At 59.9% G+C, this 13,268-nt stretch carries 13 protein-coding genes and 4 pseudogenes; 3 read left to right on the top strand and 14 right to left on the bottom strand.

Going from position 1 to position 13,268, the window contains the following annotated elements:
* Positions 1 to 105 precede the first annotated feature (105 nt).
* The 4 genes and pseudogenes from ACFQT0_RS03415 to ACFQT0_RS03400 all read right to left on the bottom strand — a co-directional run bounded on the left by ACFQT0_RS03415 (position 106) and on the right by ACFQT0_RS03400 (position 3,665).
* Positions 106 to 750 carry a lycopene cyclase family protein gene (locus ACFQT0_RS03415; protein ID WP_380205898.1) on the bottom strand — a complete coding sequence of 215 codons (645 nt, stop codon included), beginning with the start codon at positions 748 to 750 and terminating at the stop codon, positions 106 to 108.
* A 5-nt stretch (positions 751 to 755) separates the two neighbouring features.
* A complete protein-coding gene (locus ACFQT0_RS03410; RefSeq protein ID WP_380200395.1) occupies positions 756 to 1,217 on the bottom strand; it encodes a lycopene cyclase family protein in 462 nt (153 codons plus the stop codon).
* Positions 1,218 to 1,314: 97 nt separating this feature from the next.
* A complete protein-coding gene (locus ACFQT0_RS03405) occupies positions 1,315 to 2,058 on the bottom strand; it encodes an LOG family protein (RefSeq protein WP_380205897.1) in 744 nt (247 codons plus the stop codon).
* Positions 2,059 to 2,436: 378 nt separating this feature from the next.
* Positions 2,437 to 3,665, bottom strand: a pseudogene (locus ACFQT0_RS03400) (Glu/Leu/Phe/Val dehydrogenase dimerization domain-containing protein).
* Between the two features lie 269 nt (positions 3,666 to 3,934).
* Here ACFQT0_RS03400 and ACFQT0_RS03395 point away from each other — a divergent pair.
* The gene (locus tag ACFQT0_RS03395) at positions 3,935 to 4,255 is read left to right on the top strand and encodes an ArsR/SmtB family transcription factor (RefSeq protein ID WP_190926467.1); all 321 of its coding nucleotides are present in this window, start codon (positions 3,935 to 3,937) and stop codon (positions 4,253 to 4,255) included.
* Between the two features lie 72 nt (positions 4,256 to 4,327).
* Here the strand turns inward: ACFQT0_RS03395 and ACFQT0_RS03390 are convergent, their stop codons facing one another.
* The 9 genes and pseudogenes from ACFQT0_RS03390 to ACFQT0_RS03350 form a co-directional block, all read right to left on the bottom strand.
* Positions 4,328 to 4,522, bottom strand: coding sequence for a dephospho-CoA kinase (locus tag ACFQT0_RS03390; protein ID WP_380205896.1), 195 nt, complete (start codon positions 4,520 to 4,522; stop codon positions 4,328 to 4,330).
* Between the two features lie 109 nt (positions 4,523 to 4,631).
* Positions 4,632 to 4,934: pseudogene (coaE, locus tag ACFQT0_RS03385) on the bottom strand (dephospho-CoA kinase); the annotation flags it as partial.
* A 741-nt stretch (positions 4,935 to 5,675) separates the two neighbouring features.
* A complete protein-coding gene (gene yajC, locus ACFQT0_RS03380; protein ID WP_380200393.1) occupies positions 5,676 to 6,005 on the bottom strand; it encodes a preprotein translocase subunit YajC in 330 nt (109 codons plus the stop codon).
* 19 nt (positions 6,006 to 6,024) lie between these two features.
* A complete protein-coding gene (locus tag ACFQT0_RS03375) occupies positions 6,025 to 6,555 on the bottom strand; it encodes a DUF1573 domain-containing protein (RefSeq protein WP_380200391.1) in 531 nt (176 codons plus the stop codon).
* Positions 6,556 to 6,692: 137 nt separating this feature from the next.
* Positions 6,693 to 7,691 carry an isocitrate/isopropylmalate dehydrogenase family protein gene (locus tag ACFQT0_RS03370; protein WP_380200389.1) on the bottom strand — a complete coding sequence of 333 codons (999 nt, stop codon included), beginning with the start codon at positions 7,689 to 7,691 and terminating at the stop codon, positions 6,693 to 6,695.
* 94 nt (positions 7,692 to 7,785) lie between these two features.
* The gene (locus ACFQT0_RS03365; protein ID WP_380200387.1) at positions 7,786 to 7,956 is read right to left on the bottom strand and encodes a hypothetical protein; all 171 of its coding nucleotides are present in this window, start codon (positions 7,954 to 7,956) and stop codon (positions 7,786 to 7,788) included.
* Positions 7,949 to 8,122, bottom strand: coding sequence for a hypothetical protein (locus ACFQT0_RS03360; protein ID WP_380200385.1), 174 nt, complete (start codon positions 8,120 to 8,122; stop codon positions 7,949 to 7,951). The genes ACFQT0_RS03365 and ACFQT0_RS03360 overlap by 8 nt, the downstream gene beginning before the upstream one ends.
* 145 nt (positions 8,123 to 8,267) lie before the next feature.
* Positions 8,268 to 9,431 (bottom strand): transcription antitermination factor NusB, encoded by a 1,164-nt coding sequence (gene nusB / locus ACFQT0_RS03355; RefSeq protein ID WP_380200383.1) that lies wholly within the window; start codon positions 9,429 to 9,431, stop codon positions 8,268 to 8,270.
* 129 nt (positions 9,432 to 9,560) lie between these two features.
* Positions 9,561 to 10,651, bottom strand: a pseudogene (locus ACFQT0_RS03350) (Glu/Leu/Phe/Val dehydrogenase dimerization domain-containing protein).
* Between the two features lie 181 nt (positions 10,652 to 10,832).
* Between ACFQT0_RS03350 and ACFQT0_RS03345 the strand changes: the two are divergent.
* Positions 10,833 to 11,692 (top strand): annotated as a pseudogene (locus ACFQT0_RS03345) (ABC transporter transmembrane domain-containing protein); the annotation flags it as partial.
* Between the two features lie 36 nt (positions 11,693 to 11,728).
* Positions 11,729 to 12,616, top strand: coding sequence for an ABC transporter ATP-binding protein (locus ACFQT0_RS03340; protein WP_380205895.1), 888 nt, complete (start codon positions 11,729 to 11,731; stop codon positions 12,614 to 12,616).
* Between the two features lie 78 nt (positions 12,617 to 12,694).
* Here the strand turns inward: ACFQT0_RS03340 and ACFQT0_RS03335 are convergent, their stop codons facing one another.
* Positions 12,695 to 13,168, bottom strand: coding sequence for a T9SS type A sorting domain-containing protein (locus ACFQT0_RS03335; RefSeq protein ID WP_380200381.1), 474 nt, complete (start codon positions 13,166 to 13,168; stop codon positions 12,695 to 12,697).
* Positions 13,169 to 13,268 lie beyond the last annotated feature (100 nt).

Genomic DNA, 13,268 nt, shown 5'->3' with positions numbered 1-13,268 from the left:
CCATTTCTCATTCAGCGCAGCGTCAAGAAGCGTCGCGCTTGCCCGGCCGGCCGCGCAGCACCTGCGCAATAGAGCGCATAAAGGGACCGGGCGTCACGGAATTCATCACCCGCAAGTTATCAGCCCAGGAGGTGGTTTCGTCCAGAAAGCGGAAGATGCGCTCCACAGGGTTGCGCTCGAAAAGCTGCCGGAAGATGTCCCTGGTGGTTTCCCCCGCCGCTGCATTATATCCAGCAACAGCGTGTCAAACAGGCGGAACTGCCACTTGTCGCCGGTCGGGTCGGCGGGCGGGCGGCCGGTGCTCGCTAGCGCTTCCACCAGCCTCGCAGACTGCTGCTGAATGCGCTTGAACGCATAGCCCGTGCTGGGCTTGGCGCGCCCGCCGCGGGTGCCCAGGTTGATGATGTGCTTGCCTGCCTGGGCGGGCAGCGGGTGGTCCGTCATCGGAATAGCCCCAACTTCCTCGGCCACAATGCGGTAGTTGTTTATGCCCAATGCGGTGGCTAAATATTCGCGGATAGCGGCTTCGTACTCGGCTTTAGCCAATGGTACTTCCGAGAACAATGTGTACTCCACCAGTGCTTTGCGAGCAGAGAAAGGCAGCACGTACATGAACCGCGCCTCGTGGTGCTGCTCGCCGCGGAAGTCCATGAATTCCACCACTTCCGGATTAAAGGCATTGGCCTCGGTTTCTACTTCCCAGCCCACGAAGTGCTGCAGCAGGTAGCGATGCTTCTGCGGCTGCTTCAGCTGCGCTAGGTTCGGGGGCGGCTGTCGAAGGCATATTGGGCCGTGAAAGCGCCCGCGCTGCTCTGCACGCGTACGCCGGAAGCCGTATCCTCCAGGATTTCCACAGCCCCGCGCACGAACGTCACCTGCGGGTTGTCGGCCAGGGCCCGGCGAATGAATTGGTAGTAGTCGAGCCCGCGAATCATGCGGTAGCGGTAGTTGCCCAAGTCAATCACCTTTTCGAAACCCGGGCTTCGGAAGGCGATGTGGCGCCATTCGTGGGCCGCAATACCATCAAATACCATCGGCGTGTCCGACCAGTAGGACCAGGTACGGTCGTTCTGGTCTTTAGCTTCGGGCTCGATAATCAGCACCCGCTTGCCCGCCAGGCGGGGCTCCTGCGCAATATGATAGGCCAGACTCAGGCCCGCCGCCCCGCCGCCCGCTAGGAGGTAGTCGTACTCGGGCAGGGCATTCGAAGGTGGCATGGCGGCAATAACAGGGAGCAAAAATGGCACATCCGCGCGCAAAAAAGCCGGGCCCTAGGGCCCGGCTTTTTCTGTTGCTCGTAAACCAGCGGTTGCCTTAGAAGTTCGGCGACAGCAGGTACTTGTGGTAGAAATCGTCGATGATTTTAACCGCCTCGCTGGCGTCGTCCACGATTTGCACCAGGTTCATGTCTTCGGCCGAGATGTTTTTCTCCTCAAGCAGCATCACGTCGTTCACCCACTTAAACAGGCCGTTCCAGTAGGCCGAGCCCACCAGCACGATAGGGAAGCGGCTGATTTTCTTGGTTTGAATCAGCGTCATGGCCTCAAACAGCTCGTCGAGGGTGCCAAAGCCGCCGGGCATGCCCACGAAAGCCTGGGCATACTTTACAAACATCACCTTCCGCACGAAGAAGTAATCGAAGTCGATGCACTTGTCCTGGTCGATGTAGATGTTGTGGGTTTGCTCGAAGGGCAGCTCAATGTTGAGGCCCACCGACTTGCCGCCTTCCGAGCGGGCGCCTTTGTTGCCGGCCTCCATGATGCCGGGGCCGCCGCCCGTGATAACACCGTAGCCGTGGCGCACCAGCTTGGCCGCGATTTCCTCGGCCATCTGGTAGTACGGGTTGTCGGGCTTGGTGCGGGCCGAACCGAAGATGCTGACGCAGGGGCCGATTTTGGACATCTTTTCGAAGCCCTCCACGAACTCAGCCATTACCTTGAAAATCTGCCAGCTGTCGGCGATTTTGATTTCGTTCCAGTCCTTGTCGACGAAGGCTTTGCGCAGGCGCTGCTCGTCTTCGATGGCCAGGGCGGGCTCGCCGTTGGCCTGCTGGCGCATCTCGGTAATGGTGGTCAGCTTATCGTCGTTGACGTTGGGCTGCTTAATGGTCTTGCCGCTGCCGGCGTTCAGCAAGTCGTCGGAGACCTTGGTCTTGCTGGTTTTTGCTTTCTTGAGAGTAGACATAAATTCAGTGGGAATTCCCTCCAAAACAAAATCGCCCCGCGAAAGGGGCGATGAAAAGTAGGGCGTCAAAGATAACCAATTGTTACCAAATAAAAATGCGGGCAGGTAAAAGCATTTTGACCTGGTAAGCCAAGGCACTTATCGCCTCCTGTTGAGCTAATTGACCTGTCACGACTCCCCAGGCAGAGGAAGCAGAACAGTCAATTTAAAGAGTCAGCTCAACAGGAGGCGCTTTTCTTAATAGAAGGATGGTTATACCAGCTGCCGCAGCGCCATCTCAAACGAGCGCTGGGCAATGCCGGTGGGCTGACTGTTTTCCTGGTGCGTGCGCTCCAGGGCGGCGCCGATGATGCGCGACGTGTCGGCAAAAATGGCCTGGTCGGTGATTTCAGCGCCCGTCTCCATGAGGTAGGCAAACACGCGGGCCATGCCGCAGTTGGCAATAAAGTCTGGAATGACGGCCGTATGCTGGTCGGCAAACTCGCCGGTGGGCCCGAAGAAAATTTCCGGGTCGGCAAACGGCACGTTGGCCCCGCACTGATGACCTTGAGGCCGCCGGCCAGCAGCTGCTCAATTTGCTCGCGGGCCACGAGGCGCGACGACGCGGCTGGAATAAAAATATCGGCCCCGATGGACCAAATCTGCTCGTTAACCTCCGCGAACGAAAGCAGGTTGTCGCCAGTCAGGGAGTTACCCTGGCGGGCCAGCAGCAGCGCCCGGATTTCTTCCAGGCCGAAGCCCTCGGGGTTGAGCAGTCCCCCGACCCGGTCGATGATGCCCACGATGCGCACGCCCTGGCCCGCCAGGTAGTAGGCCGCGGCGGCGCCGACGTTGCCCCAGCCCTGAATGATGGCGCGCTGCCCGCGCACGTCGGTGCCGGGCCAGAGCCGGTAGTAGTGCCGCACCGCTTCGGCCACGCCGTAGCCGGTGATGAGGTCGGCCACGGTGTATTTACGAGCGAGGTTGGGCGAAAAAGTAGCGTCTTCCACCACTTTTACCACGCCCTGCCGGAGCTGGCCCAGTTTCTGGATTTTTTGAGGTTCGGTGGCGTGGTAGTGCCCAGTCACCACGCCTTCCTGCGGGTGCCAGAGGCCATATTCTTCAGTTATAGGGATAACTTCATGTATCTCATCTACGTTAAGGTCTCCACCGGTGCCGTAGTAGTTCTTTAGCAGAGGAAATACCGCGCGGTACCACCGCTCCAACACCCCGCGCTTGCGCGGGTCCTGCGGGTCGAAGTTGATGCCGGACTTCGCCCCACCAATCGCAGGCCCCGACACTGTAAACTTGACCTCCATCGTTTTCGCCAAGCTTTCGACCTCGCGTTTATCCAAGCCCTTCCGCATGCGCGTGCCGCCTCCCGCGGCGCCCCCTCGCAACGAATTGATGACGACCCAACCCTCGGCATCGGTTTCAGAATCTTTCCACTCAAAAACGATTTCGGGTCGTTTGTTTTCGAATTTGGTCAGCAAGTCAAGCATCAGGCAGCAGGAATAGAACGCCTGCCAATAAAAGCAGGACAGTAAAGATAGCAAGTAACCGCCGAGCACCCGGGCCCGCCAATTGCATTACGGCTAGAACTGCGGGTTGTAAATACTTAAGTATTACGGGGATAATCGGGTTGCTTCCCGCTATTTTACAACATGCTTAGGAACTACCTAAGTAGCACCAATGTATTGCAGTTATTATACGCTTCCATTCTCTACCCTTAACATCACGACTCTTACTTTCTCTCTTACAGTTATCAATCATGAAACCATTGCATTCGCGTGTAGAAGCGCAACAGTTGGACCGTGCCGCGGCTATGCTCAAGGTTCTCTCTCATCCCAAACGGCTTGCTATTGTTGATTTGCTGGGTAAAACCAAAGGCAAAGACAGCCAGATGTCCGTTACTGACATTTACCAAGCTCTTGACCTTCCTCAGGCCATTGCTTCGCAGCACCTCATCACCCTCAAAGACCGGGGCGTATTGAAATCGAGCAAAGTCGGCACCAAAATTTACTACTCGTTGGCAGTTCCCCAGTTGCTCAAGGTGATTGACACCCTGGAAGACTACTCCGGCCGGCTGTAAGTTGACACGATAAGCGGGCCGCAAGGCCCGCTACCCTACCGAAGAAGGCTGTTTCAGTAGAGACAGCCTTTTTTATGCCCCTTGCGGCCTGCTGAATATGGCGTGCAGGGCCAGCACCTGGGGCAGCAGCGGGTGCACGTTGTCGTTGGTGAGCACGTAATCGGCGCGCTCTATCTTCTCCTCCTCGCTCAGTTGCTTGCCCATAATGGCCAGGACGTCGGCAAGGGAGCGGTGCGAGTCGCGCTGCAGTACTCTGGCCTGGCGCACCGCTAGTGGCGCAAACACGGTAACGATGCGGTCGAGCCTGCTTGTAAGACCCCGCCTCGAACAGCAGGGCCGCTTCCTTGAGCACGTACGGGTGGCCCGCCTGTTCCTGGGCCGTGGCCCACTGCTCAAAGTCGGTGCCCACGTGCGGGTGCACCAGTGCGTTGAGCTGGGAGAGCAGCGCAGGGTTGTTGAACACCGTGCCGGCCAGCAAGGGGCGGTTGAGCCGGCCCGCCGCGTCGTAAGTCTCGGGCCCGAAGGCAGCGCTGAGCTGTTGGCGTAGCTGGGCATCGTTTTCCATCAGCCACCGGGCCCGCGAGTCGGCATCGTAAACGGGCACCCCAAGCGCGTGAAACAAGCGGCTGGCAATGCTCTTTCCGGAGCCGATGCCACCGGTGATGCCGATGCGTAACATGCGTTTAACGGTTGCGGGAAGAAGGGCGGGGCCGCCCCGGAAGGGCCTTGCTGGGGCGGGGGTGAGCTGCATGCGCACGGTGCTTACCGAAGGGCGTACCCTCGACGGTGTTTTTAGCCCAACTTCTACCTCGTCGTCCTCGATGCTGGCCAGAGCTTGAGTCAACGCAACCGGGTAGGGGTCGGGCAGGGCATTAATGAGGCTGGCGGGCCCGCGGAAGGTGACGGTGGCCGGCGTGAAGCGCGCTGTGTAGTACCGGGCCGAGTCGCGGGGCAGCGCGAGCGCGAGCAGGCGGGTGGCGTAGCGGTCAAACGTAAGCCGGAGGGTATCGCCGGCCCACTCGTTTACCTGCATGCCGTGCAGTGCGTTTTGCAGGCCGCGGCGCCAGGCATTGGCCGGCAGGTACCGGGTGCCCGGGAGGGGCACCGGGCGCAAGTCGGCAGGCTGGGTGCCCCAGCCCAGGTTGGCCCGCAGCAACTGCCAGCCCGGCCCCGTTACGGTAACCGGCAGCGCCTCCGGCAGCGTGCGCAGCGGGACGTAGTGCGCCGAGTCGTAGTGCCAGGCAATGGGCAGGTTGAGCCGGGTAGTATAGGTCTTGTTCAGGGCATTCATCTGCCAGAACAGACCGGCCGCGAGCAGGCACGCCGTCACGGCCCGGTAGAAGCTGGGCTCCTGGCCGGCAAACGGGCGCACGAACCAGCGAAGCAGCCGCCCAGCTCGGTTCAGTGGCCCGTCCATGGCTTAGGTAGTAGCCACGCCGTCGGTGCCCGAGCCAGACTTGCTGCCTACTTCGCGGGCAATGGCCGAGCGGTCGAAGCGCAGCTTGGTGCCGCGGTCCACTTCCACCACCACCGTGTCTTCGGTCAGGTCCACCACCAGGCCGTGCAGGCCGCCGATGGTGACAATGCGCGAGCCTTTGGCCAGCGACTGCCGGAAAGACTTGGCATCGGCTGCCCGCTTTTGCTGGGGCCGAATCATGAAGAAGTACACCACCAAGCCAATGGCTATCGGGAAGAGGAGTTGCGTGTAGTCCATTCCTCCGGCAGCTTGCAGCAGTAACGTTAAAAACATGACGTGTGGGGTTATTGGCTTAAAGAGCAGGAGCGCCGGCGGCAGGGGCAGGGGCCCCGGCCGTGAGCACGTTGCCTTTGATGAGAATGGTGGTGATGTTGGGCTGGGTGTTGGCCCGCACCGCTACCTGCTTGCTGATGATGCCCTGCTTGCCGCGGCTGTCAAACTGCACTTCCATGGTGCCTTGGCCACCGGGCGCCACGGGCGCTTTGGTCCAGCTCGGAGTGGTGCAGCCGCAGGAAGCCGTGGCGTCCTCAATCAGCAGCGGCGACTTGCCGGTGTTGGTGAAAGTGAAGGTATGGCGCACCGTGCTATTGGGCTTGATGTCGCCGAAGTCGAACTCGGCTTCGGTGAACTTCATCACCGGGGCATTGGGGTTGGGCGCTTCGTTTTCGCTCACCACGTTGGGGTTGTCAATCGTGGGGTTGGCCGCCGCATCGGAGGCCGCGTTGGCCGCGGCGTTCATGCCTTCGACGCCTACTTCAGGGGTTTTGTCGCGGCTGCAGGCGGTGAACAGGAGGGAAGCCGCCAGGAGAATTTGATATTTCATACAAGGAAAAACGCGCCAGGGCACGTTTAATTAAAAAAGCAATAAGAACCGGACACCTTAGCCAACAAGTAGTTGGGATGGAGAGTGCCCGTAGCAGAACCATTTCAGGCGCCTGCCACGGGCATTCAACAGGAGTGCTAGAGCTTGGCCATGATGTTTTGGGCGAACTGGCTGGTGCTGGCTTTGCCGCCGAGGTCGCCGGTGCATTCTTCCTGGTTGAGCAAGGTGCTTTCCAGCGCCTTCTCAATCTGGTCAGCCTTGGCGTGCTCGCCCAGGTAGTGCAGCATCATCAGGGCCGAGCGGAGCAGGGCGGTGGGATTGGCTTTGCCCTGGCCGGCAATGTCGGGAGCCGAGCCGTGCACGGCCTCAAACACCGCCATGTGGTCGCCGATGTTGGCGCCGGCCACTACGCCCAGGCCGCCCACGAGGCCGGCGCACAGGTCGGAGAGAATGTCGCCAAACAGGTTGGTGGTCACCACCACGTCAAACTGCTCGGGCTTATTCACGAGCTGCATGCACATGTTGTCGATGATTTTATCCTCGAACACAATCTGCGGAAACTCGGTGGCGGCTTCCTTGCAGGCGTTGAGCATCAGCGTGCCCGCCATTTTCAGGATGTTGGCTTTGTGGGCCAGCGTCACTTTTTTGCGGCCGTGCTTGGCGGCGTAGGCGAAGGCGGCGCGGCAGATTTTGCGCGAGCCTTCCACCGTGATGCGGTTGAAGGAATCGGCAATGCCCAGGCGCTCGTCGTACACCTCCAGACCCGAATACAACCCTTCGGTGTTTTCGCGGAACAGTACTAGGTCGATGCCTTCGTAGCGGGTCTTGATGCCCGCCGTGGTTTTGCTGGGCCGCACGTTCTGGTAGAGGTCGTACTTCTGGCGCAGCGTCACGTTGATGCTGCGGAAGCCCTTGCCTACCGGCGTGGTAATCGGGCCTTTCAAGGCCACCTTATTCTTTTCCAGAGACTTGAGCAAGGCGGTCGGAATCAACTCGCCTGATTGGTCGAACGTGGTCTGGCCGGCGTTCTGCTCTTCCCACTGCACGGGCACCTGCGCCGCCGCAAAAATGTCGGTGACAGCTTTGGTGATTTCGGGGCCAATGCCGTCGCCAGGAATAAGGGTTACTAAGTGCATTTGATTGGTACTGAATGAATGGGCAAATGAGCGAATGAGCGAACGGACCCGTGAGCACCGCGAAAACGGAGGACTCAGGTGCCCATTCGCCCATTTACTTATTCACGCATTGCAAAGCTAAATAGCCTTGCGGGAATTGATTTGGTTGATGAGTTGGTCCACATCGCCCAGCAGCCTGCTCGGCTTTGGATTTGGCGTCGGAAATCACACGCTGGCCTTCGCTTTTGGCCGACGAAGGGCCGGCGGCGGCCTCGCGGCTAGTCACTAGGCTGTCGGTGAGGTCGGCCAGCACCGAGCGGTACTTCTCCCTGGTAGCTGAGCCAGGAGCGGGTTTCGGTGCCGGGTTCGGGGGCATAGAGCAAGCCAAGGGCCGCGCCGGTGAGGGCGCCGCCCGCGAAGCACAGGATGCCGGTAGTGGTTTTGCTGGCCATGGTCGTCGGGATAAAAGAGAGAAAGGTGGGAAAAGATTCGTACGTGTAGGTACGGAGAAACGCGGCAGTAGGTACAAAGGTGGCCCACGCGGCCCAATGTGTACCCACGCTCCGCGGGGCTATCCGCCGGAGCGCCGGCCGTGGGCTACTGGTTGTCGAGCAGCCCGCGCCCAGATTTGCGAATGTCGCCACTGGCTGCCAAATCCGTCGCCAGCTTATCCAGAATACCGTTCACAAACTGCTTACTCTTCGGCGTGCTGTAAAGTTTGCTAATCTCAATGTATTCATTGATAGTAACCTTTACCGGGATGCCGCGGAACAGCTGCATTTCGGTAAGGGCCATTTTCAGGATGATTTTATCAAGCAGCGCCACCCGTTCTACGTCCCAGTTTTGCACCGAGCCCGCGATGAGCTTCTCCATCTTGTCGTCTTCCACCAAGGTCTGCTTGTAGAGCGTCTCGGCAAATTCGCGGTCGTCGGCCCAGTTGGCCGAGAGATTCATCAACTCCTGCTTCTCGTCGGCGGCAAAGGACAGCATCTTGAGGGTCTTGAGCACCAGGTTGCGCACGATGGGCCGGTTTTCTTCCCAGTTCAGGTCATCGGCTTCCAGCTGGCGCGGCAAGGCCTCGCCCTTGAAAACGTAATCCTTGTAGATAAGCCGCAGGATTTCCATGTCGGCGTCATAATCCGTCTCGGGAATGCCGGTAGGCTGGCCGGCCAGGTACTCGCGGAGCGGGCCGTCGGCCTTCATTTCCTGCCAGGCGGCGCGCAGGGCTTCCGTCTCTTCGGCGCCGTCCCAGGCCAGCTTGCGCCGGATTGTCAGGTCCTGGAGCTGCTCGTTGGCCATAAGCTTGGCGATGGCCGCGCTCTGGTGCAGGCGGTTGGCGTCGAGTGCGTTCTCGCTTGGGCCCAGGCGGCGGCGCTCTTCGCGGCTTTGCTCCTCCTCGATGACGCCCAGCAGGGCCGCCGGCAGGTTGAGCAAGTGCAGGTACTGGTCGTGAATGCTTTCGGCGCCGGCCAGCAACTGCCCGCCGAAGAACGTGCCGTCCTTCTTCACCTGGGCCTGGAAAAAGCCGATGGCATCGGCCAGGGCCGCATCCACCGCTTTGTCGTCGGTCTTTTCGGGCTGGATTCCCGTTTTGTACCACTCGCGCAGTTGGGCTTCGCCCAGCTTGCGCTGGCCTTCCAGCATGCGCCGGTCGGGGGCCTCTTTGGCCGTCAGGTCGGGCTCAAAAGCAGCCGCGATGCGGTCCTGTGCCAGCAGCAAATCGGCTCCCACCGCCTGGTGGTAGGAGTAGAGCGACTGCATGACTTTGATACGAAGGAGGCGGCGATTTAACATAAAGGAGTTTCTGGTTGCTTGTTTCTGGTTGCTGGCTGCTCGTTTCTGGTAACTGGGCCAGTAACAACCAGCAACCAGAAACGAGCAACCAGAAACCTAATAGGTTGACTTCACCTTGCCCACACTGGCGATGCGCTCCTTGGCCTGTTTGATAGCGGCGGCCTGGGGGTGCGTGCCTTCTTCTTCGGCTTTCGCCAAAACCTGGAGGGTGAAATCGTAAATTTTTTCGGTTTGGGTGAGGGCGCCCTGACGGCTGGTGCCCACTACTTCGGAGTACACATTGATGAGGCCGCCGGCGTTGATGAGGAAGTCGGGGGCGTACACGATGCCGCGGCGCACCAGTTCGGGGCCGTGCTGGTTTTCGTTCTTGAGTGGTTGTTGGCGCAGCCCGCCACTACACGGCACTTCAGGCGGGGAATGGTCTCATCATTCAGCGTGGCACCCAGGGCGCACGGCGAATAGATGTCCATTTCCTTGTCGTAGATGTCCTCCAGGCCCACGGCGGTGGCGCCAAAGCGGGCGGCAGCTTCCATGGCCCGGTCCTCGTAGTAGTCGGTCACGATGAGCTTGGCGCCCTCTTTCTGCAGGTGCTCGAGCAGGTAGGTGCCCACGTGGCCCACGCCCTGCACGCCGATGCGCTTGCCGGCCAGGCTCTCCGAGCCAAAAGCTTTCTTGGCGGCGGCTTTCATGCCCATGTAGGTGCCGTAGGCCGTCACCGGCGAGGGGTCGCCGGAGCCGCCCATGCTCTCGGGCAGGCCGGCCACGTGCTTGGTTTCCATGCGGATGTACTCCATGTCCTTGGTGGTCATGTTCACGTCCTCGGCCGTGATGTACTTGCCGTTCAGGTTCTTCACAAAGCGGCCGAACTTGCGCAGCAGGGCTTCGGTCTTCAGTGTCTTGGCATCGCCAATGATGACGGCCTTGCCGCCGCCCAGGTTCAGGCCGGAGATGGCCGCCTTGTAGGTCATGCCGCGCGAGAGGCGCAGCACGTCGTTCAGGGCTTCCATGTCGCTGGCGTAGTGCCACATGCGGGTGCCGCCCAGGGCCGGCCCGAGCACGGTGTTGTGAATGCCGATAATGGCTTTGAGGCCCGTCTCGTGGTCGTGGCAAAACACGACTTGCTCGTGCTGGTGCTCGGCAATCTGGCCGAAAATAACCTCGGGGGCTACGGTTTGGGCTTCAATCATGGGGATGAGTTGAAAGTGGTGGGAATTTAGGGTTGGGAAGAGTGTGGCGTAACTTTGTTGGGTCTTATACGGAGAAGTCCGAACGCGATGCGTCGCAGCGCGAAGCAAGAGATTCTACGATTCCTTTCCGGCCGCAAAAGTACCCCTATTTTCCCATACCGGCCCCTTTCCCACCCAGCCTGTGCGCGCTCTCAACGCCGTTAACCCCTTCATCTTCCGCTACAAATGGCATTTCCTGGCGGGTGTGCTATTCGTGGCGCTTAGCACCTTGCTGGCCATTTTTCCGGCTCAACTCGTGCGCTACGCTTTCGATTTGGTCAACGAAGGCATCGACCTCTACCACCTCTACGCCGGCACCCAGGCCCAGAGCAGCGTGTACCAGTTGTTCGGCCGCAACGTGCTGTTCTACGGCGTGCTCATCATCGTGCTGGCCTTGCTGCGCGGCATCTTTCTGTTCTTCATGCGCCAGACGCTCATCGTGATGTCGCGGCACATCGAAAATGACCAGAAGAACCAGATTTACCAGCACTACCAGTCACTGCCGCTCAGCTTCTACCGCCGCCACAGCACCGGCGATTTGATGTCGCGCATTTCGGAAGACGTAAGCCGCGTGCGCATGTACCTGGGGCCGGCCATCATGTATTTTCTGCACTGGTGCTGCTGTTTCTGCTCATCGTGCCGCTCATGCTCATGGTAAACGTGAAGCTGACGCTCTACACGCTGCTGCCGTTGCCCATTCTGTCGGTCAGTATCTTCTACGTCAACAACTTGATTGAGCGGAAGTCCGACGAAATTCAAAAGGCGCTTTCGGGCATGACAACCTTTGTGCAGGAAGCCTTCTCGGGCATCCGGGTGCTCAAGTCCTTTGTGCGCGAGGCCGATTCGCACGAGCAATTCTCGAAGGCCAGCAACGAGTACAAGGAAAAGTCGCTGAGTTTGAACTTCGTCAACTCCCTGTTCTTCCCGCTCATCCTGTTCCTGATTGGCCTGAGCACGCTCATCACGGTGTGGGTGGGTGGGCAGGAAGTCATCCGGGGCACCATCACCACGGGTACCATCGCCGAGTTTCTTATTTACGTGAACCTGCTGACCTGGCCCGTGACGGCCCTGGGCTGGACGTCATCGTTGGTACAGCGGGCCGAGGCCTCCCAGGCGCGCATCAACGAGTTTCTGGACCAGAAAACCGACATTATTTCGCGCCAGAACGTGCAAAAGGAACTGGTGGGCGACATCGTGTTTGAGCATGTGTCCTTTACCTATCCCGATACTGGCATTCAGGCGCTGCGCGACGTGAGCTTCCGGGTGCGGCCGGGCCAGACCCTGGCGGTCATCGGCAACACGGGCTCGGGCAAAAGCACTATTGCCGCCTTGCTCTGCCGCCTGTACGATGTCACAGACGGCGCCATCAAGGTAGATGGCACCGACGTGCGCGACTATTCCCTGCGCGCCCTGCGCGGCCAGATTGGCTACGTGCCGCAGGACGTCTTCCTCTTCTCCGATTCCATCCGCAACAACATCAACTTCGGCCTCGACCAACCCGACGAAGCCCGGATGCTGCAAGCCGCCAAAGACGCCGACGTGTACCAGAACATCCTGGCTTTCCCCGAGGGCTTCGACACCAAAGTGGGCGAGCGGGGCATTACGCTTTCGGGCGGCCAGAAGCAGCGCGTGAGCATGGCCCGGGCCCTAGTGAAAGAACCCAAAATCCTGATTTTGGACGACTCGCTCTCGGCCGTGGACACCAAGACCGAGAATGCCATCTTGGGCAGTCTGCAGCGCATCATGGCCCAGCGCACCAGCCTCATCATCTCGCACCGCGTGAGCTCCGTGAAGCTGGCCGACGAAATCCTGGTGCTCGACGACGGCGTGATTGTGCAGCACGGCACCCACGAAGCCCTGATGGCTGATGCCACCGGATTGTACCGCGCGCTGTACGAGCGCCAACTCCAGACGGAAGAGGCATAGTCCCAAACGCAGAAAACCGGCCAGCGCCCTTCTCGATGCGAGGGGGTGCTGGCCGGTTTTCTTATGGATGCCTGCGGCTTATTGGCCTATCTTAACCCGGCGCATGCCGCTCTTTTCGTAAGCGGTGCAGTTCACGATGTAAGAGCCGGAAGGCAGCTGGCTCACGTTGAGCACGGCGGCGGTTTGGCCGTTCATCATGGTGTGGGTGAGTACGGGTCGGCCGCCTACGTCAGTCACTTCTACCCGGGTAGGGCCGGGGTTATCAGTTTTCACGGTGAGGCGGCCCGCGGCGGACTCGGCCTTCACTTTGATGGCGTGGGGGTTGGCAGCGGGCGTTTCGGGGGCAGGAGCAATGCGGGATGCACTGGCAGCCGTAGCCGGGGCCGCTGCTGTCTTAGGCGGAGCAGCCACTACGCCGCTGGGCAGAATGGCCTCCTGAGCAGACTCAGGAACGGAGGCGGTAGGGGTGGCAGCAGGCGCCGGCGTTCCTTGGGCACGAGCGGCAGCGGGCAGCAGCGCGCCGGCGAGTAGAAGAAGTAATAGCTGTTTCATAAATCTGTATACGAATGGACGAGCTTAAAAATTGTTAGCGTAAAGCTAATAAATTCTGGCGCTCGCTACTGCCTACGGTTCTGCAAGTCGCGTGCCAGGG

Origin of the sequence: Hymenobacter humi, from assembly GCF_042665855.1 — a bacterium.
Taxonomy (GTDB): Bacteria; Bacteroidota; Bacteroidia; order Cytophagales; family Hymenobacteraceae; genus Hymenobacter; species Hymenobacter humi.
Note: the sequence above shows the minus strand (reverse complement) of the source record. Positions and strands in the feature narration are given on the sequence as shown.